This is a genomic window from Desulfomicrobium macestii (assembly GCF_014873765.1).
GTDB lineage: Bacteria > Desulfobacterota > Desulfovibrionia > Desulfovibrionales > Desulfomicrobiaceae > Desulfomicrobium > Desulfomicrobium macestii.
Map to the genome: position 1 here is coordinate 114,021 of NZ_JADBGG010000008.1, position 18,679 is coordinate 132,699.

The following is an 18,679-nucleotide window of genomic DNA, read 5'->3' on the forward strand; positions in this document are numbered from 1 at the left end:
GTGTATCCTTTATGAGGACTCACACACCATGCGCAGCTCTTCAAGCTCGTCCCAGCGGGTCAAGAGGGAGTCCAGCTCGGCCTCCAGGACCTCAAGCCGGACGGCCGCGGCCGCGACGACAGTGTGATCGTTGGTGTAAAATTGGGGATCGTTCATCTGTTCCTGCAGGGCCGCGATGTCGGCTTCAAGTGCCTCGATGCGTCCGGGCAAGGCGTCGAGCTCCAGATTTTCCTTGTAAGTCAGCTTGCGGGTCTTGGCCACCCTTGGCTTTGCAGCCTTGGGCAGGACCGGCTCGGGCTCCGCGACCTGCGGCCGCTGCAAAAGCCAGTCGTCGTAGCCGCCGGCGTACTCGACCACCCGCCCCTGACCTTCGAAAACCAGGCAGGAGGTGACCGTGTTGTTCAGAAATTCGCGGTCATGGCTGACCACGAGCACGGTGCCCGGAAAATCGCCGATAAGCTCCTCCAGAAGCTCAAGGGTCTCCTGGTCCAGGTCGTTGGTCGGTTCGTCCAGAACGAGCACGTTGCAGGGCCGGGTGAAGAGCTTTGCCAGGAGCAGCCGGTTGCGCTCCCCGCCGGACAGGAGCCCCACGGGAGTCTGGGCGCGGTCCGGGGTGAAGAGAAAATCCTTCAGGTAGCCGATGACGTGGCGGCGGTTTTCGTTCACGTCGATGTAGTCCGCACCCTCGCCGACGATCTCGCGCGCGGTCTTGGTCTCGTCGAGCAGGGAGCGCATCTGGTCCGAATAGGCGACCTCAAGGTGCGTGCCCTGCCGGACCTTGCCGCTCTGGGGGGCAAGATCTCCTAGGAGCAGCTTCAGGAGCGTGGTCTTGCCCGCGCCGTTGGGACCGACGATGCCGACCTTGTCGCCGCGCATGATGTTGGCCGAAAAATCGCGAATGACCGGCTCGTCACCCCAGGCGTAGGAAATGTTCGTGACCTCCAGGACCAGACCTCCGGTCTTGCGGCCCTCCTGGATCTGCATGGACACCGTGCCCGTCCGCTCGCGGCGCTGACTGCGCTCGGCGCGCATGGCCTGCAGGGCGCGCACGCGTCCTTCATTTCGCGTACGGCGGGCTTTGATGCCCTTTCTGATCCAGATCTCCTCTTCCTTGAGCTTCTGGTCGAACTTGCGCCACAGGGTCTCCTCCGTGGCCAGCACGTCCTCCTTGCGCTGCAGAAAAGTGTCGTAATCGCAGGCCCAGTCCACCAGCACCCCGCGGTCCAGTTCCAGAATGCGATTGGCCACGTGGCGCAGGAACATGCGGTCATGGGTGACGAAAAAAAGGGTTCGGGACTGCTTGACCAGAAAATCCTCCAGCCAGCGGATGGCATCCACATCCAGATGGTTGGTCGGCTCGTCGAGAAAAAGGATATCCGGCTCTCCGGCCAGGGCCCGGGCCAGAAGGGTCTTGCGCTTCACGCCGCCGGACAGGGAGGTGAACTGCGCTTCGGGGTCCAGACCCAGATGGGTGATGACCGTGTCGATCTTGCGGGTCAGGCTCCAGCCGGCCTGCTCGTCAAGCAGGCGGTGTGCCCGCGCAAGCAGCGCCGGATCGATACAGGTGTCGTCATGCCCTTCGTGTCGCAAGGCCGCCAGGCAAAGCCCGGCCTCTCCGGCTCCGGAAGCGACCACGTCATAGACCGTGCCCGTGAGGTCCGAGGGAACCTCCTGCGGCAGGGAGGCCGTGACCAGCCCCTTGCCAAGCCCCACCTCGCCCGAATCGGGGGTGATTTCGCGGGACAGGATGCGCATGAGCGTAGACTTGCCCTCGCCGTTACGGCCAAGAAGACAGATGCGTTCACCCGCATGGATCTGCAGGCTGATGTTGTCCAAAAGGAGCGGACCGGAAAATGAAAGGGATATGTTGCTTGCGCTGATGAGTGCCATGAATTGAGGGAAAGCGGGTTGGTTGTTCGGACGCCCCGACTACTAGGAAGAATCACCCGGATTGTCCAGAAGGGAATCTAGCGCCTGAAAAGCCTGATCCAGCGCAGGACGTTGAACATGCTGGCCAGGGCCTGCGCCAGGTAGGTCAGGGCGCAGGCCGTCAAGATCCGACGGGCCGCCCTCTCGTCCTCGGGCGGGATGTACCTTCCGGCCTTGAGTAGCGGGAGGGCGCGGTTGAAGCTCGCGTCCAGCTCCACGGGCAGGGTCACCAGATGGACGATGACCGGGATGCCGAGCACAAGGACCGCGCTGACCAGCAGCAGGCGGCCGATCAGGGGCACTTGCAGGGCCGCGCCCAAAAGCGGGACGACCATGATCGCCGCGGCTCCGATGCGCTCGGCCCAGATTCCGAACCTGACCAGCCCCGTGCGAAAACGCAGCAGCCCGTCCCCGGATTGATCCTGCAGGGCGTGCCCCACTTCGTGCGCGGCCACGACCACGGCGGTCAGCGAACGCTTGCCGGTACTGGCGGGGTTGAGCCGCACCACCTTTTCGGCGGGGTCGTAATGATCGCCAAGCTCCGTGGTCTCCACCCGCACGCCGTCGAGGTTCAGGTCGCGGACCAGAATTCCGGCCAGGTCAATGCCGGTCCCTGAAAAGTATTCATCCCGGCCATACCGTTCGAGGACGTGCCGGGCCCACAGCCCAGGCAAGGCTATAAGCGCAACCAGCACCAGCAGCCCGACAACATAGGGCATCAGATCCTGCCCACGGGAGCCAGGTACAGGGCGAACTCGTCTTCTCCGTCCACGCCCAGGAGCTCGTCCAGGGCCTGCTGGTGAAAGGCCGCCACCGCGCAGGTGCCACAACCCACCGCCTGCGTCGCCAGATACAGGTTCTGGCAGACGTGCCCGGCATAAAGAGCGATGACCCGGTGGGCGGCCGCCATGTAGCGCCACTCCATCCGGTATGGAATTGTCGCCCAGACCAGCACCACGGGCGCCTTGGCCACGAAGCCCTGCATGAGCACGGCCTCGTGCTGACGAGCGCTGAAATCAGCCCCGGCCGGGGATTCCAGCACCAGGGCGTGCTCTAGGGGCAGGTAACGGTACACGCCCCGCTCAAAAGATTCGCAGTTGTTGACCAGCACGTATGTTTCCAGGGCATGCCTGCATCCGGCCGAAGGGACGGTGCGGAACACGCTGGCCGCTCCCCTCTTCCCGCGCACCCCCTGCACGGCCCAGAGCAGAAAGCCGAGCTCTTCGGGACCCAGCGGCTCATCGCGCCAGGCCCGGTGGCTCTTGCGATCGGCCAGGGCGCGGGCCAGATCAACGCGCCCGGCAAAGGCCGTGGCCGGATCGTCCGGCAGCGCAATCAGCGTCTGATCCGCCCGGACAGGCTTCTGCACCGGAGGCGGCGCGATGCCTCGATTCTGGTCCGAGCGGGAAAAATCGAGCTGCAACCGCAAATCATCCTTCAAAAAATCGCGCATGGTCCGCATGTTCATGAGCCGCCCTCCCCCGCAGGTTTGACAATCAACTCAGGCGTGGCAGGCGCCAGCACCAGACGGCGATAATAGGCCAGCGCCAGACAGGTCATGGGCAGGGCGATCAAAAGGCCGAGCATCCCCAGAAGCTTGCCCCAGACCGAAAGCGAGAGGAGCATCACGGCCGGGGACAGGCCCATGGCCTTGCCCAGAATGCGCGGCACGAGCACCGCGTCCTGGATGATCTGCACGACCACGAAGACAAGGCCGGTCAGCCCCATGACCACCCAGAAGGACTGGCCGGTCTCAAGAGCGTGAATGGCGGCCAACACGACGGCCGGGATGAGCCCCAGCAACTGGAGATAGGGCACAAGATTGAGCAGCCCGACGAAAAATCCGAGCAAGATGCCCATGGGCAGGCCAATCAGGGAAAAACCGGTGGCGAAAAAAATTCCGAGAATGCCCGCGATGGTCGTCTGGCCTCGAAAATAGCGATTCATGGCCAGATCGAATTCCTCGACGAAAGACACGACGCCCTCGCGGTACTGGGGCGGTATCAACTCTTTCCAGGCGACCCGCACCTTCTGAAAATCCATGAGCAGAAAGATGAGGTACAGGAGAACCACGGCCGGCACGACCAGCGCCATGAGCACGCTGTAGGTGCCGCTGATGATCCCCATGAGTCCGGGAAGGACTCTGCGCAGGGTAGCCTGGGCCATGGATATGAAGCTGTCGGTGCGAAAGAAGTCCCGCACCTCGGGCGTGTTGAAATAATCCCGCAGGGCCTGCCACACGTCCGGCGGCAGACGGTTGGCGGCTTCCTCGGCCAGCTTGGAGTTGCTGACCAGATCGGAGATGAGCCGCCCCATGTGCGCCACCTCGCGCCCCATGAGCGGGATGACGATCCAGCAAAGCCCGCCGACCGCTACAAGGAAAAAAAACAGGGTCAGACCTATGGCCAGCCCCCTGCTCTTCACGAGCATCTGCACGCGGTGCACCAGCGGATTGAGAATGTAGGCCAGGAGCAGGGCTACGGCAAAGGGGATGAGCACGTCGCTAAGGTATCCAAGGGTGGTGATGACGCCCCAGAGCAGCCCTGCGGCCAGAGCCATGCGCACGACGCGGTCGAAGGAATACGGAGTCTTGTCGAGAATCATCAGCCCTCCCAAGGCTTGACGGAACGAAAAATACACAGGAACCCGCCTGTCACGATTGCGGATAGCAGAGTAGGGAATGGCTTGGAAGCCTTGGATTCACGCGCTTGATTTGATGCAGCGCTTGTCATACATTACAAGGCTTATTCAACGCTTACCGTTTCGTGATCATGGCGCCTTCTTCCGTATTGCGTGACTGTCATCGGAGAAGTTTTTATCGACCGGATTCATTTCCTTACCGGGAGACCCTCAAAATGGCCTTTGCACCCACGTTTTTCCACACTTTTTTGGAAACTTGCGACCGGCACCGCGACAATCTCGCCTTCATCTATCGCGTGGGCGAGGACGAATTCAGAGTCACCTACGAGAAATTCTTCGAGGATGTGCTCATTCTTGCCCGGGCCTTCAAGGCCAACAAGGTTCGCAAAGGCGACAAGGTCTTCATTCTCTCCGACAACCGCTACTCCTGGATTGTCACGGACATGGCCCTGCAAGCCCTTGGCGCGGTCAGCGTTCCGCGCGGCACCGACACGCCTCCGAGTGAAGTCGAATTCATCGTCAACCATTCGGACGCCGAATTCCTGATTGTCGAGACGGACAAGAACTACAAGGATTGCCAGGCGCTGATCAAAAGCCTCAAGCTCAAGGGCGTGTTCATTGCCGCCGGCTCCGAAAAACACTCCTGGTTCGACAAGGCCACGTCATACACGGAGCTGCTTGAAAACCGCTCCATCGAACCCAAGGACATCGAATGGTTCAGGGGGCTGGCCGACAAGATCATCCCGGAAGACCTGCTGACCATCATCTACACCTCAGGGACCACCGGAACCCCCAAGGGGGTCATGCTCAACCATGCCAACATCATGCACAACGTACGCACCCTGCCGCCGCTCATCAGGCTGCAGGCCGACGATGTGTGGGTATCCATCCTGCCGACCTGGCACATCTTCGAGCGTACCGCGGAATACATAGGCATCGCCACCGGCAGCTGTCTGGTCTACTCATCCATCCGCACTTTCGCCGCTGATCTGGAATCCTACAAGCCCACCCTGGTCGCAACCGTGCCGCGCATCTGGGAATCCCTGTATTCCAAGATCACGACGGGGCTGAAGAAAAAAGATCCCAAGAAAGCCAAGATTTTCAACCTGCTGGTCCGGGTCTCCGCCGCCTACCGCCGCAATGCGCGCGTGCTGCGCGATCAGCTGCCCGTCTTCAAGAAGAGGGCCTTTCCCCTGCGCCTTGTGGACAAGGTGCAGGCCCTGGTTTCAAACGTGTTTCTCTTTCTGCCCAACCTCTTGGCCAAAAAGAAACTCGTGCTCGTGCAGGAAAAATTCGGCGGCCGCCTCAAGGGCGCCATCAGCGGCGGAGGCAGCCTGCCTCCCTATCTGGATGAATGGATCGACGCCATCGGAATCCGCATCATCAACGCCTACGGCATGACCGAATGCTCGCCCGGCATTGCCGGACGGGGATTCAACTGTGACATCTTCGGCACCATCGGCCCGCCTGTGGGCGAAACCGAACTGCGCATCGTCAACGATCTGGGAGAGCCGGTGCCAAAGGGCGTCGAAGGCGAAATCCAGGTTCGCGGCGCGCAGGTCTTCAAGGGCTACTACAAAAACGACGAAGCCAACGCGAGCGCATTCTCCCCCGACGGGTTCCTGCGCACCGGCGACCTCGGGCGACTGACTCTCACTGGCGAACTGGTCATCACCGGAAGGGCCAAGGAGATCATTGTCCTGGCCAGCGGCGAGAATGTCGACCCGACCAACATCGAGGCCACGCTGTCCATGTTCCCCTTCGTGCAGGACGCGGTGCTCGTGGGCCAGGACAAGAAAGGCCTGGGCGCGCTCATCGTCCCGGATCTGGAAAAGCTGCGCGAGTTCGTGCTGGAAAAATACAATCAGGTGCTCGAAGAGACCGAAGGCGCGCTGCGCGACAAGCAGCTCCTCGATCGTCTGCGCGAGGAAATGAACAAGCTCCTGAACGCCAAGAAGGGCTTCAAGCCCTACGAAAAACTCCAGAACATCCACTTTCTCGACAAGGAGTTCACCCTCGGCGAAGAGCTGACCAATTCCTTCAAGAAGAAACGCCACGTCATAGAAAAGAAGTACAAGGACATCATAAACAGGCTCCTCAAATAACGCGCCGCGCTGCCGGCGCATGCCTTCTTGGAACAAATTGGACACGCACAGGCAGCACGATTCTTTGCACGCCCGCCCCTGCAACCAGGAATGAGAGAATCCTCATGACCTCTTTCGAGAAGTTGTGGCGTCCAGGACCAGCAAAACCCAAAACGCACCCCGCGCCCGGAAGTGACTCCGCGAGCGGGGGCAAGTTCCTTTACCTTTTGATCCTTTGTCCTCTTGCGGCGCTGATCTTTTTTTTCGGGGGGGCCAGACCATGGATCTGGCAAGGCGTGACCGGACTTTTCTTTCTTTGCCTTGGGGCGTGGAATTTTCGATTCGGAGTCTCGCCGCCCGACAAGAGGCTGCGGGGATTGCTGATCATCGGCCTGTGTATTCTTCTGGTGCCGCTCATACAGATCATCCCCCTGCCTCTCGCCCTGCTTGAAATCCTATCTCCCGTCCGGGGACAATGGGCCAGGACGCTCCTTGAACTGGGAAACATCTCCAGCACCACCATCAGCTACGAACCGCTGGCGACATGGATGCGCCTTGCGTGGTGGCTCTTTCTTCTCACTTTCGCCGTGCTCCTGGCCCAGGCCCTGAACTCCGGCCGAACAAAATACCCTGTCTGGCTCCTGCATTCCCTCTTTGTCCTGGCCGGCCTCGAAGCGATCTATGGCATCCTCCAGGCGCTGCTCCCCGGTCTTGGCGTCCTGTGGAACATGGATCCTCAGACCGGCCTTGCCTACAAAGGATCCGCTCGCGGCACGTTCATCAATCGCAACCACTATGCAGCCTTTCTCGGACTGCTTTGGCCCGTGCTGCTGGCCTATGTCCTCATACTCAAATCTCCACGCAAGATGGAACATATCTTAGGCAAACGGGCGCAAGCTCAAGTCCTCGTGCAGCAGAAAGCCTTTGCCGTCTTCTGTCTTGCCCTGGTCATCCTTGGTCTCGTGCTCAGCCAGTCCCGAGGGGGGATTCTGGGGGCCCTGCTGTCCTTCACCCTGCTCTATCTTTTTGCCGGACTCCGTCAAAAACGAGTGGCCGCGGCCCTCGCCGCATGCTGGATCATCGTGCTCGGCTATGGGACGATCATCGGTTTCGACGACATCTCGAACCGGTTTTCTCAGATCGGGCAGGATGCAACGGGAAGAGTTGAAACCTGGAAGGACGGATGGAACGCGGTCCGGGATCACCCTCTGACCGGCACGGGCCTCGGCACCTATCCATCCGTGGGCCGGGCCTACCAAAATGCATTCACCCCGCAACTTCGGGCCCACCATGCCCACAATGACTACCTCGAAGCTGCCGTGGAGATGGGCCTGCCCGTCGCCGGCATTCTGATCCTCGGCATCTGGACACTGTGGTGCAGGCGGGCCTTTTTTCTATGGAGAAAACGCCAAACCATGGACCCGGATCGCCTTGTTCTGGCGGCAGGTTCCCTGGCCGCCCTGGGTGGTTATATCCTGCACTCCGGTGTGGAATTCAACAACGCCATCCCCGCGAACCAACTGACGGCAGTCATGGTGGCAATTTTCCACATCCACATTTCGCGGGAAAAGACTGACTAGTGTTGCGACCGTGTTATAAGTCGCCAATGCTTATACGCAATTAATCTGACATTACAGATGATTATCTTGACGCGTGTTGTCTAAGAATTTCGAGGATGCAACACTAGGCCGGGCAGACGGTCTGAAAAAACGCCACTGCCTGCACAAGCCACGGCCGCGATCCCGACAAACCATCCATGCAGCGGACCTAGATACAAAAATGAGCAAGGTTCCTGGCGAGTAAGTGCGGATCTTGGCGACCGGCAGGATTAGTCTCTGTCTAGCGGGCGGCTGCGCTTTTCAATAAGCGTCACGGCATCAAGCCAAACATTTCCCGCAATTTTGTTATCGAATTTCAGACTCTCGTTGCGACGCAATCCGATTCGGCCCATCTGACAACCCTGAGGCGTCCGGAAAGAAAGCACTTCGTCAGTCCAATCCCGACTCCCGAGAATTGCAGGGCTCTGAACACGCAATCCGTCGCAATCCATGCCCCGAAATTCCACGAATACGCCCTGATCCGTGGTCAATTGATCCGCCTTCCAGGAAAAGCGAAGTTCATAATCGATCCCGGGACGAAGTGGCACGTACTGCCAAAAATGATCATAGCGCGGATTGTTCGTCCCAAGAAAATGGATGCGCAAAGCCGATCCCCCCCCTTTTCCCCGAAGCGGCTCGATCGACACGTCCACGCCCTCGACACTTTTACGACGCCATCCAAAAGCCTCCTGCGTCAAAGGGGTCTGAAACTGTCCATTGATGACAAGAGAGTCCTGGAACATGTCCGACTGACGCAAAAGATCAGCCGCTTCAGGCCAACTCCGGTTCTCAAGCAGAAATTCGATAAATCTGGAGTTCCTTTCAGTATTCAGCAAATCAGGCTGATCCTTTTCCAGGACCGCGTACAACTCCATGCATGTGTCAACAAGCTTTCGCGCCATGCACTCCTGAAAAACGAACCATCTGTTTTCGGGCAAGGTTCGGGACAAAATCTCATTCCATCCTCCCCAAAAATCCAGGGCCAATATCACGGCCTCCTGTCGATGTCGTGGGAGTCGGCTCAGCACATAATTGAAGCCTTCCGCAAACGTGGTTTCATCCTTTTTGTCGGCGGCAAGCATCAATTGGTGCCACCGCCACGGGGTCGAGGAAGGAACGTGCGCAAGCAGAACATCGTGCAGAGATTTCACTTTCGCCCCTTCATCCAGTTGAGGCAGCAAGCGAGCCAGCGCAAACCATGCACCGAGCAGAAGCGGATTGCGGGCAACGCCCTGCCAATACGCTTCAACGGCGCCGTCTGCATCCATGTTTTCAAAACGGGCCGTGTCGCCCCTGCGAATCCAGGTCCGAGCCCAGGGATCCATCAAGGGGCTTTGCAGCACAAACTCCCAATCCTTGGCGACGAACCGTGACGAACAATACGCCCCGAGCAGCAAGCAACAGCTCATTGCAAGACAGGCGGAAGTCGTCAGGATACGCAGCACTCCCTGCGCGACGCTGCCCTTTATCATCTTGGTGTTTCTTGTCATGCCAAGTAAAAAAGCTGCCCCGTTCTGAAGGTTTTCGACTCGCGGTACAGCGGAATGCGTCGGCTCAGGAAGCGGCTGACGACTTCAGTCTTTCCAGCGAGGACTCGGTTCCACGCTCGGGGCTACGATTTTCGTAGCCATATGATTGGTAGTAATATTTGGAATAAAACCCGCCGAAGCGGCTCTGGACATTCAAACGGTTGACAATGCTGCCGAGAAAGCGGGCGTTGATGTTGGCCAGAGAACTTCGGAACAGCTGCAACGCCTGCCGGTGCGTCTTGCCCAGGGTGCTGATCAGTATGACGCCGTTAACCAGGCTGCTCAACACCAACACGTCTGCAAACCCGACAGAAGGAGGTCCGTCGATGATAATTCGATCGAAGGTCTTGCCCAACTCTTCCAAACACTGGTGCATGCGCTTCGAGGCCAAAAGCTCGGCGGGATTGGGCGGCAACAAGCCCGCCGGAATGAAATAGAGATTTTTCTGGTCGGTCGTACTCAATACATCGTCCAGACTCTTGGTCTCGACCAAAAGCTCACTGAGTCCGCCTCCGCCCGGAGCGACTTGGGAAAAAACCTTGTGCAGCCGCGGACGTCGCAAATCAGCGTCGATAATGAGAACCTTGTCCCCTGCGGCGGCAAAGGCTTTTGCCATGTTCACGGCTATGGTCGATTTGCCCTCCCCTTCCGTGGTGCTGGTTATGAGCAGCTTCTGAGTGCTTCCTGCACCGGTGGTGGATAGCTGGATGGATACCCGAGTGGTGCGGATGGCTTCGGAAAAACCCGCCCGAGGATCACAGACGACCAGATCATCAAGTTTGTCCTTGAGACCGTCCTCGACCTCGGGAAGCACTCCGAGGATGGTGATCCCGAAGCGATCGGACAGCTCGTCAACGCTCTTTATCGTGTTGTCCATGAATTCGAGCAGAAATGCAGCGGCCAAGCCAAGCATAAGACCGATGCCCATGGACAGGAACAAATTGAGCTTGATGCGCGGCCTGTCGGCGATGACAGGCAACAGGGCGTCATCCACAACCTGGATGTTGCTGATATCCGCACCCATCGTGGCGTCGATCTCCTTGGCGCGTTGCAGCAACGATTGGTGAATATCCTTGTTGGCCGTCACTTCGCGGTTGAGGATGTTGTACTGCGTGGCTCTGTCATTGAGGTCCATGGCCTGCGCCTTGGCCTTCTCGGCCTGCGCGCTGAGACCCTCCTCGTTTTTGACGGCCGCGAGATAATCGTTGCGGATGGCCTGCAAGATACGGTTTTCCTCGTCAGCGATTTTCGCGGCCACATCGTCGATCTTGGCCTTGAGGCGTTTGGCTTCCGGATAATCCGGCTTGAAGACGACAAGCATATCCTCGTATTCCGAAACGAGTTCGACGTGATGCTGTCGCAAGTGCTGGATGAGCTGGTTGGCGATGACCATGGGCATGCCGGAAATTCCGGCCTCACGCGCCTGCATGTCCAGGGCCTCTTTCGACAAGCGTTCGGCGTGAGCCTCGGCCAGTGCGTTGTTGATGGCCTCAAGCTGCTTGTAGATCAGATTCATGCGGCTATCGAGAGACACGATGCCCGCTTTCTGCGCAAACCGGTTCAACTCGGCCTCGGACTTCTCCAGCCTGATCCGGGCCAACTCGATCTGCTTGCCCAACTGTTCATTGGCCAGGCTCGCGGCCTGAATCTTCTTGTCCATCTGCCAAAAGATGAAACTCCGGATGAGAGTGTTCACCACATCGCGCGCCACCGCAGGATTTTCGGAGGAAAAGGCCAGGTTCAAAATCGTGGTGTCGCGCTCCGCTTTGACTTCCAGACTCTCCATGAACGTTTTGAGCAGTCGCTGCTGGACTTCGGCCTCTTGCCTTTCCAACTCCGCGGGGTCCACTTCGGAAGAGTATCCGAAAAGCCTCCCCAACAAACTGCCAATACCGCTCATAAGTCCTGAATCATTTTCGGTTTCGATATCCGTGTTGAAACTTGGATTGTTGACCAGATCCAAGGCCTCTATGACGCGCCAGGCAAGAGAATCCGAGATCAGCAGCTTGCTTTGCGTATTCATGAACTCGCGTGTCTGGGTCTGGGGAACCGCCATGTCCTCGAACTTGGTGACCTTGGGCGATTGAAGGGTGAATTCGAGTCTGCCCGTGGCCTTGTAGATCGGCGTCATGGCCAGGGTGATGATGGCCGTGGTCACGAAGACTGTAAACAATATCGAGCCGATGAGCCATTTGCGTCTGAGGAGCACATCTAGGTAATCACGTAGGTTCACTTCGATTTCCACCCCATTCGGCGATTCCCGGAATTCCGTCGAAGATAACGTCGCCCGGCTTGCTTGCAGAGGAGGGAAAAATGTTGCGCTGTCCCTTGGGAGAGCCTCGAAATTTTCTTTTGCAGCCATGATAAAAGTCCTTTTGAACCTTAAAAAATTTCAGTTGCTTGGATCTCAAGCCAATTAACAACGCGGTGAAACTTTTCTCTATTCAAAAAAATACGGGCTATTTTAAATATCTAATTATAATAGTATTCGTAATTTTATCATAAATATATATATGTATATATAAAAACACTCATGTACTTATATATCCCGCTATTCGTTAAAGATAAAAAAAACTAAGCGACATTCCTATATAAAAAATTCGAGACCACGATTCATTGTTTTCTAAAAATTTCTGAATAATGATTTACACAGGGAACTTAATGAAAACAGCTTCTCAAAGAATTTCCGGAGTCGGCCGAACAAATCAGTACATCACCTTTTCGATCCTTAAAATTTCGACTCTACTCTTCGCGAGCCTCTGCCTGGCTTGCGCGGCGAGAGGCCCCAAGGCAACGACCGACATCACAAAACTGACAAGCTTCGCCCAGGCAGCGGAAGAACCCTTGGACGTGGCCCAACTCAACAAAAAAATTTCCGCGGCCTTCACCGCGACTCCAAGTTACGAGGACTATGTCCTGGACGGAGGAGATCTCATTCAAGTCAGTATCTTCGAAGCTCCCGATCTCAATACCGAAGCGCGGGTCAGCGCCCGTGGCGAGGTCTCTCTCCCGCTACTGAACACAGTGCGGATTGCCGGTCTGGCCGTCCGTGACGCCGAACTGCATATTGAGCAACTGTATCGCGAAAATTACCTTCAGGACCCGCACATCACCATTTTCGTCAAAGAGCAGTTCGGCTCCAAAGTCACCATGATGGGAGCGCTCAACAAGCCCGGGACCTATGATTATTTCTCCCGGATGTACCTCATGGATTTCCTCGCGATAGCCGAAGGTCTCAGCGACGCCGCCGGACGTGTCGTGCAGGTCCGGCGCAAGGGACGACAAGACGAGGCTCCCCAATCCCTGCTCATAGATCTTGATCAGATGGTCAAGGAAGGCAACGAAGAGCTCAATGTGGCCATCAATGGCGGAGATGTTATTTATGTGCCTGAAGCTGGCTCGGTTTATGTGGATGGAGCCGTCCGCAAGGCAGGATCATACCCCATACGCAAAGAAATGTCCGTCCAGGAGGCCATTATTTCCGCAGGCGGCTTGCAGGCCTTCGCCGATGCCGGAAACGTCAAGCTGGTCCGCTACCTCGACAATGGGCGCAGGGAAGTGGCGAAACTATCCCTCGATGATCTGCAACGAAGCGAAACTGACAAATTCAGGATTCAGGACCGGGATGTCATCTTTGTGGAATCAAGCGCCATCGGCACCTTTTTCCAGGGTGTGCGCCTGTCGCTTGGGACCGGCATGCTGGGTGTCGGCTATACGCCGCCGGCCCGCTAGCAGGCCACTGAACAACGGGTGCCGATCAGATCTTGACGAACCAACCTACAGCAAAATCGAACTGCCTGAAAAAACGCAAACCCGTGAAGACACTCGGGTTCTTTCGCAACTTTTTGCAGTGCAGTCTGATATAATACCCACCTAAATCATACCCGTACCAACCAAAAAAACAGCGTACTTAGTTATACCCATTACTAAATTTAACGCATCAACACATGTAAGTATTGACTTTAGTACGAGATATTGCTCAACAATTAAGTGATATTATCACATGTATTTTATATTTCTAAGCTCACAATCACATATTACGCGTCTACTAGAAAAAAAGTAAAATACACAAAAATTGAATCAAACAATTTTTAAACCAAAAAGGCACAAAAATGTTCAGAAAACAATTTTTCCCAGTCTTGCTCGCCACGATGATGCTTTTTCAACCACTAATGGCGAGCGCAGCCTCAATATCCAGGTTGGTTCCCAACGGGACAGTCACATTATTGGAAAGCGGCACTGTCGTGGACAAAGAAATACCCGTTCCCAACGGAATACTCATGTCCAGCAACGGGCAAAGCTTGATAGAGAATGAGGGATTGCATCTTGTCAGTGCGGACAAGACGGTATTCGCAATTCAGGAAGAAAGCACTCATTTCAACTTGATGGTAATGGAAGGCAATGTGGACTTTGCCATGAGTCATGAATCCAAACCACTGGGATTCAAACCATTTTTTCAAGACTCCGCAGGAGCGAATCCATATCTCATCCCGGCAAGCTCCGAAAATGTATTCCGGGGCACCCTTCAGGTTACCAAAGACAAAGCCACCCTGACCATGTCCGAAGGATCTCTCAAGGTAGTCTCCGTAGATGGGCAAATGATTGTTAATCGCGGCGACACCATTGTCCTGGCTCAACTCCCTTCAGGCGCTGCAGGATCAAACAATGCCGGAAACCTTCCTCGCCCAACTCCAGAAACTGGCTGGGGGGGAATCGCCGTAGGCGCTGCCTCCGTGGGAATCCTGGGCGCAGCCATAGCAGCCCTTGCGTCGGGAAGTGGCGGTGGAGACGGAGATGGCGATGGCGATGAAGGCAGTCCATATTAAGCCCAAGACAAACATAAGCCGGCATACGACCTGCTTTGAATATTTTGGCAAATTATTGGCAAGGTTTCGTATATTCGCAACCCAATAATCAAACAAAAGAAGGACACATGCTAACAAACAAATCCATCTTCCAATTGTTCTTAGTCATGTTGTTGTCGCAACCACTCTTGGCAGGCAACTATGCGCAGCAATCCGTAAAACTCACGAATGGCAGCATTGCCGCCGGTGACAATAGTTCCTTTTACGCAAAAACATCCAGTGACGACGTGGGCCCTTCCTCCACAATGACCCCCATGGGATCTGTAAAGCTTCTGGATAATAAAATTGTCGTGGACCAAGAAATTCCTGTCCCAAAGGGAATGTTCATGGCGTGCAAGGATCAGGTCTATGTCGAAGCCGACGGGCTGCAACTCCTATGTTCCGACAAGACCGTATTTGCGATTGTCGAAGAATCCTCCCACTTCTCCATCATGATCGAAAAAGGAAACGTGGATTTTGCCTTGCAAGCAAACAGCAAGCCCATTGAATTCAAAACCCCTTTTGATACGGCACGCGCAACGCCCTATCTGATTCCAGCCAGCGCCAACAGCTTGCTCCGTGGCAGTCTTCACGTCTCGGAGGAAAAAGCATTGCTGACAATAACACAGGGGTCTCTTGAAATCATGTCTGCAAGCGGGCGCAAGTTGGTCCATGCCGGGAACGCCATCATTCTAGCCCAGGCGACAACATCCACCGGCGACACTCAGGAACCGTCGGGCACTACAGGAGCGACGGGAACCGGCGCTGCAAGCATCGGAACGAATCTGGCCATAGGCTTAACCACGTTAACGGCCTTGTCAGCCGGGGCATTGATTATTGCCAACAACGATGACGATGACGACGGAGACTCCGGGGAATCCAGCCCCTTCTGAACCGTCAAATAGCAAGCGTAAATACAAGACAGGAAAAACATTTACCCAGTGCTTATCACCAAAAATTAAACCAAAACCGCCTTTTTTTCGAAATAGGCATCGGAGCGAAATCAGACAAAGAAAGAGGTTTGTTCATAACTACCGCGTTCGGGTGCCGCTCGACCAATCGCAAGGCATCCTCTTTGCCCATGATGTCGGTTGCGGCATCAAGAGCCTCGCGCAGTTGTGGACGGCGAGAGTGTACGCCATGGCTGTCGCTAGCCAAAAAATGCACCAGGCGGTGCGCCAGCATAAGTTGAGAAAGGGTCAAAATTTCCGGTCCAAGCCGGCCAAGCAGGCTGGCGGAGGTGATTTGCACAGTCACCCCCATTTCGACCCAGACATGCAACTGTCCCGGATCACGAAGTACGTAAGAATAGCGTTCAGGATGAGCAAGTATCACTTGGTAGCCCAACTGGAGTAGCCGCCACAGATAGTCATCGATTTTGTGAGGCAAAAAACTGCCTGGCAACTCCAACAACAACCAGGAACCGCCGTTGAGGGAGCCCAGGCGGCCCTCAGCGAGCATAGACGGCAACTCAGCATCCAAATGAAGCTCACTTCCAGGCCAGATTTCCAAAGGAATGGATTCCGCCTGCAACCGTAAGCGGAACTCGTCAATGGCCTGAGAAATGTCGCTTCGCTCGTTGGGCCACATCGGAGGATTCCAATGTGGCGTGCAGATAACGCCATGGATTCCATCGTCGACAGCCATCCGAGCCATGGCAACTGACTCTTCCAAGTTCCTGGGGCCGTCATCAAGACCGGGCAACATGTGAGAATGAATATCTATCATGGAAAATCAACACTTAATTGTGTTTAAAAAAAGGTCAAGAAAACAAATTACATCAATATTAACGATTATGCAGAAATTAAAAAATTAAGCTAAAACAAAAGTATTAAATAAATACATTAAATTTATAAATAAAATAAAGTAAAAAAACATTATTATGCACTTATAAAATTCTATTTAAACAACTTGGTGAAAATCAAAAGAGAGTCTCACATGCCAAACAAAATGAGCCATGATGCTGTATTGATCCAGAGCCTTCTCAAAGGATTCGACGCGTTATCAGGAGTCCTCATCCTTGGTCTTTGCCAGATCGCCTACCAGAACACCATGTTTGCCACCAGAGAATACCAGGCACTGGCTTTTCTGCTCCTGTTTCTCGCTCCAATCTGCCTCAATCTTGCCGGCACCTACCGTTCATTGTTCGCAGCAAAGTGGCAACTTGAAGCAAAACGTCTGCTCCTAGGTTGCGCCTTGGCTTATTCCTGCCTGCTCATCATCGGATATGTCCTCAAAAGCAGCTCCGACTTCTCACGTGTCATCATCACGACATGGATGATCATTTGGCCTGTGTTTCTATTTCTGCTTAGAGTCACATTAAGCTGTTTTTTACGCCATTTTGATCGCAAGAAACAGTTCAACCGTACGGCAGTCATTGTGGGAGCCGGAGCACTTGGCATCTCCGTATCCAACTACCTGACCAATAACTTCTGGCTCGGTATAGGCGTCCAGGGTTTTTTCGACGACAAGAAAGAGGGACTCCTGGAAAACCGCAGCATGATTCTGGGCAGTACAGACATGGTTGCAAAACATGTACGCGAACAAGGAACAGATATCGTATACATCGCACTGCCAATGAGGGCTGAAAAAAAAATTAAACGCATCGTCAACGAACTGGCAGACTCCACATCCACGGTCTATTTCGTTCCAGACATCTTTCAATTTAAAATGATGCTCTCCGGAATTGTGGACTACCTCGGGGACATCCCTGCAATCGCACTCTGGGAATCACCATTTTTTGGATTCTACGCGGTATTAAAACGCACACTTGATCTCGTCTTGGGCACACTAATCCTGATTTTGTCTGCCCCGATAATGCTCGCCATTGCCATAGCCATAAAACTTGATTCGCCCGGACCGATATTTTTCGCTCAGCAACGATATGGACTGGACGGCACTTCCATCAACGTTCTGAAATTCAGAACCATGAGCGTCTGCGAAAACGGACATAATTTCACCCAGTGCGTAAAACATGATTCCAGAGTGACAAGGATAGGCGCATTTCTGCGACGATACTCTCTGGATGAGCTTCCACAATTTCTAAACGTACTCCAAGGCTCCATGTCCATTGTCGGACCACGCCCTCACGCCGTGGCCATGAATGAGGAGTACCGCAAACTCGTGGCAGGATACATGCTCCGTCACAAAGTAAAGCCCGGCATTACCGGCTTGGCCCAGGTCAACGGATTCCGGGGCCCAACCGACACTCTGGATAAAATGGAAGGCCGGATACGCATGGATCTGGAATATATTCGAACATGGACCCCGCTTCTCGATTTCAAAATCATTCTTCAAACCATTGCAGGCGGCTTCACAGGAACTAACGCGTGCTGATGTCACGCCGCCCTTTTCCGTGCGCTGTCGGCACCATAACGATTACACACATACAGTCTTTGGCGTTTGATGTTATTAATCCGAGCATAAAATAGTTAACATTCGTGGAAGAATTGTGTACATTCGGATCCATGCAAACCACCGATGCACGCAAGCTTCCGCCCAAGGCACAGGAAAACATCAGAAGGCTCGCTGTCCAGGCTGTTCTGAGTGGAAAAACGCAGGTCGAGACTGCCGAACTCTTTGGCGTATCCCGAGTCGCCATCTGGAAATGGCTGAAAGCTTACCAGCAGGACGGAGAGCAAGCTCTCCAGGCCAAACCCCAGGGCCGGCCTACTGGTGGCGGCAAGCTCAAAGGTTTTCAGGCAGCCTGGGCTGCCCGGTTGGTCCGTGGCAAATATCCCGACCAGTTGCGCTTGCCGTTTGCTCTCTGGACTCGCGAGGCTGTCGGAGCACTCATTGAAAGAAAATTCGGAGTGTCCTTGGCATTGAGCACTATCGGCCGATATCTGCGCAGTTGGGGCTTCAGTCCGCAAAAGCCTGTGCGCAGAGCATACGAGCAGAACCGGGCCCAAGTTCAGTACTGGCTGCAAACCAAGTATCCAGCCATCAAGCAGCAGGCCAAGGAGACAGGAGCCCGAATTTACTGGGGCGATGAAATGGGACTGCGCAGCGATCACCCTGTGGGCCGCACTTGGGGAGTCAAAGGCGAGACTCCA

14 protein-coding genes are annotated in these 18,679 nt (G+C 55.3%); 7 read left to right on the top strand and 7 right to left on the bottom strand.

The genetic code is table 11. From position 1 onward, the window contains the following. Window positions 1–9 precede the first annotated feature (9 nt). From H4684_RS07240 to H4684_RS07255, 4 genes are all read right to left on the bottom strand, one after another. Complete coding sequence (locus H4684_RS07240; RefSeq protein ID WP_192623292.1) at window positions 10–1,890, bottom strand: ATP-binding cassette domain-containing protein; 1,881 nt, start codon at window positions 1,888–1,890, stop codon at window positions 10–12. 77 nt (window positions 1,891–1,967) lie between these two features. Then, window positions 1,968–2,648: a zinc metallopeptidase gene (locus tag H4684_RS07245; RefSeq protein ID WP_092192378.1), complete on the bottom strand. Its 681-nt coding sequence runs from the start codon at window positions 2,646–2,648 to the stop codon at window positions 1,968–1,970. Then, window positions 2,648–3,397, bottom strand: a complete 750-nt coding sequence (locus H4684_RS07250; protein ID WP_192623293.1) for a SagB/ThcOx family dehydrogenase — start codon at window positions 3,395–3,397, stop codon at window positions 2,648–2,650. The genes H4684_RS07245 and H4684_RS07250 overlap by 1 nt, the downstream gene beginning before the upstream one ends. Continuing rightward, complete coding sequence (locus tag H4684_RS07255) at window positions 3,394–4,533, bottom strand: AI-2E family transporter (protein WP_192623294.1); 1,140 nt, start codon at window positions 4,531–4,533, stop codon at window positions 3,394–3,396. Before H4684_RS07255 ends, H4684_RS07250 begins: the two co-directional genes overlap by 4 nt. Window positions 4,534–4,784: 251 nt before the next feature. Between H4684_RS07255 and H4684_RS07260 the strand changes: the two genes are divergently transcribed. After that, a complete protein-coding gene (locus tag H4684_RS07260) occupies window positions 4,785–6,674 on the top strand; it encodes an AMP-dependent synthetase/ligase (RefSeq protein ID WP_092192384.1) in 1,890 nt (629 codons plus the stop codon). Window positions 6,675–6,949: 275 nt separating this feature from the next. Continuing rightward, window positions 6,950–8,233 (top strand): O-antigen ligase family protein, encoded by a 1,284-nt coding sequence (locus tag H4684_RS21125; protein WP_192623295.1) that lies wholly within the window; start codon window positions 6,950–6,952, stop codon window positions 8,231–8,233. Window positions 8,234–8,481: 248 nt separating this feature from the next. On the opposite strand, the gene H4684_RS07270 is transcribed toward H4684_RS21125, so the two are convergent. Both H4684_RS07270 and H4684_RS07275 read right to left on the bottom strand, forming a co-directional pair. Beyond that, window positions 8,482–9,741 carry a hypothetical protein gene (locus tag H4684_RS07270; RefSeq protein ID WP_192623296.1) on the bottom strand — a complete coding sequence of 420 codons (1,260 nt, stop codon included), beginning with the start codon at window positions 9,739–9,741 and terminating at the stop codon, window positions 8,482–8,484. Between the two features lie 64 nt (window positions 9,742–9,805). Beyond that, complete coding sequence (locus tag H4684_RS07275; protein WP_318779622.1) at window positions 9,806–12,013, bottom strand: GumC family protein; 2,208 nt, start codon at window positions 12,011–12,013, stop codon at window positions 9,806–9,808. A gap of 428 nt (window positions 12,014–12,441) precedes the next feature. Here H4684_RS07275 and H4684_RS07280 point away from each other — a divergent pair, with 428 nt between their 5' ends. From H4684_RS07280 to H4684_RS07290, 3 genes are all read left to right on the top strand, one after another. Beyond that, complete coding sequence (locus tag H4684_RS07280) at window positions 12,442–13,512, top strand: polysaccharide biosynthesis/export family protein (protein ID WP_192623298.1); 1,071 nt, start codon at window positions 12,442–12,444, stop codon at window positions 13,510–13,512. Between the two features lie 380 nt (window positions 13,513–13,892). Beyond that, entirely contained in the window at window positions 13,893–14,606 is a 714-nt protein-coding gene (locus H4684_RS07285; protein WP_092192394.1) for a hypothetical protein, read from the top strand. A gap of 107 nt (window positions 14,607–14,713) precedes the next feature. Then, window positions 14,714–15,517 carry a hypothetical protein gene (locus H4684_RS07290; protein WP_092192396.1) on the top strand — a complete coding sequence of 268 codons (804 nt, stop codon included), beginning with the start codon at window positions 14,714–14,716 and terminating at the stop codon, window positions 15,515–15,517. A 55-nt stretch (window positions 15,518–15,572) separates the two neighbouring features. Here the strand turns inward: H4684_RS07290 and H4684_RS07295 are convergent, their stop codons facing one another. Continuing rightward, a complete protein-coding gene (locus H4684_RS07295) occupies window positions 15,573–16,352 on the bottom strand; it encodes a tyrosine-protein phosphatase (RefSeq protein ID WP_143077891.1) in 780 nt (259 codons plus the stop codon). Window positions 16,353–16,562: 210 nt separating this feature from the next. Between H4684_RS07295 and H4684_RS07300 the strand changes: the two genes are divergently transcribed. Both H4684_RS07300 and H4684_RS07305 read left to right on the top strand, forming a co-directional pair. Continuing rightward, window positions 16,563–17,960, top strand: coding sequence for an undecaprenyl-phosphate glucose phosphotransferase (locus H4684_RS07300; protein WP_092192400.1), 1,398 nt, complete (start codon window positions 16,563–16,565; stop codon window positions 17,958–17,960). Window positions 17,961–18,091: 131 nt separating this feature from the next. Beyond that, window positions 18,092–18,679, top strand: a 588-nt coding sequence (locus tag H4684_RS07305; RefSeq protein WP_192623299.1) for an IS630 family transposase, incomplete at its 3' end; no start/stop codon positions are given.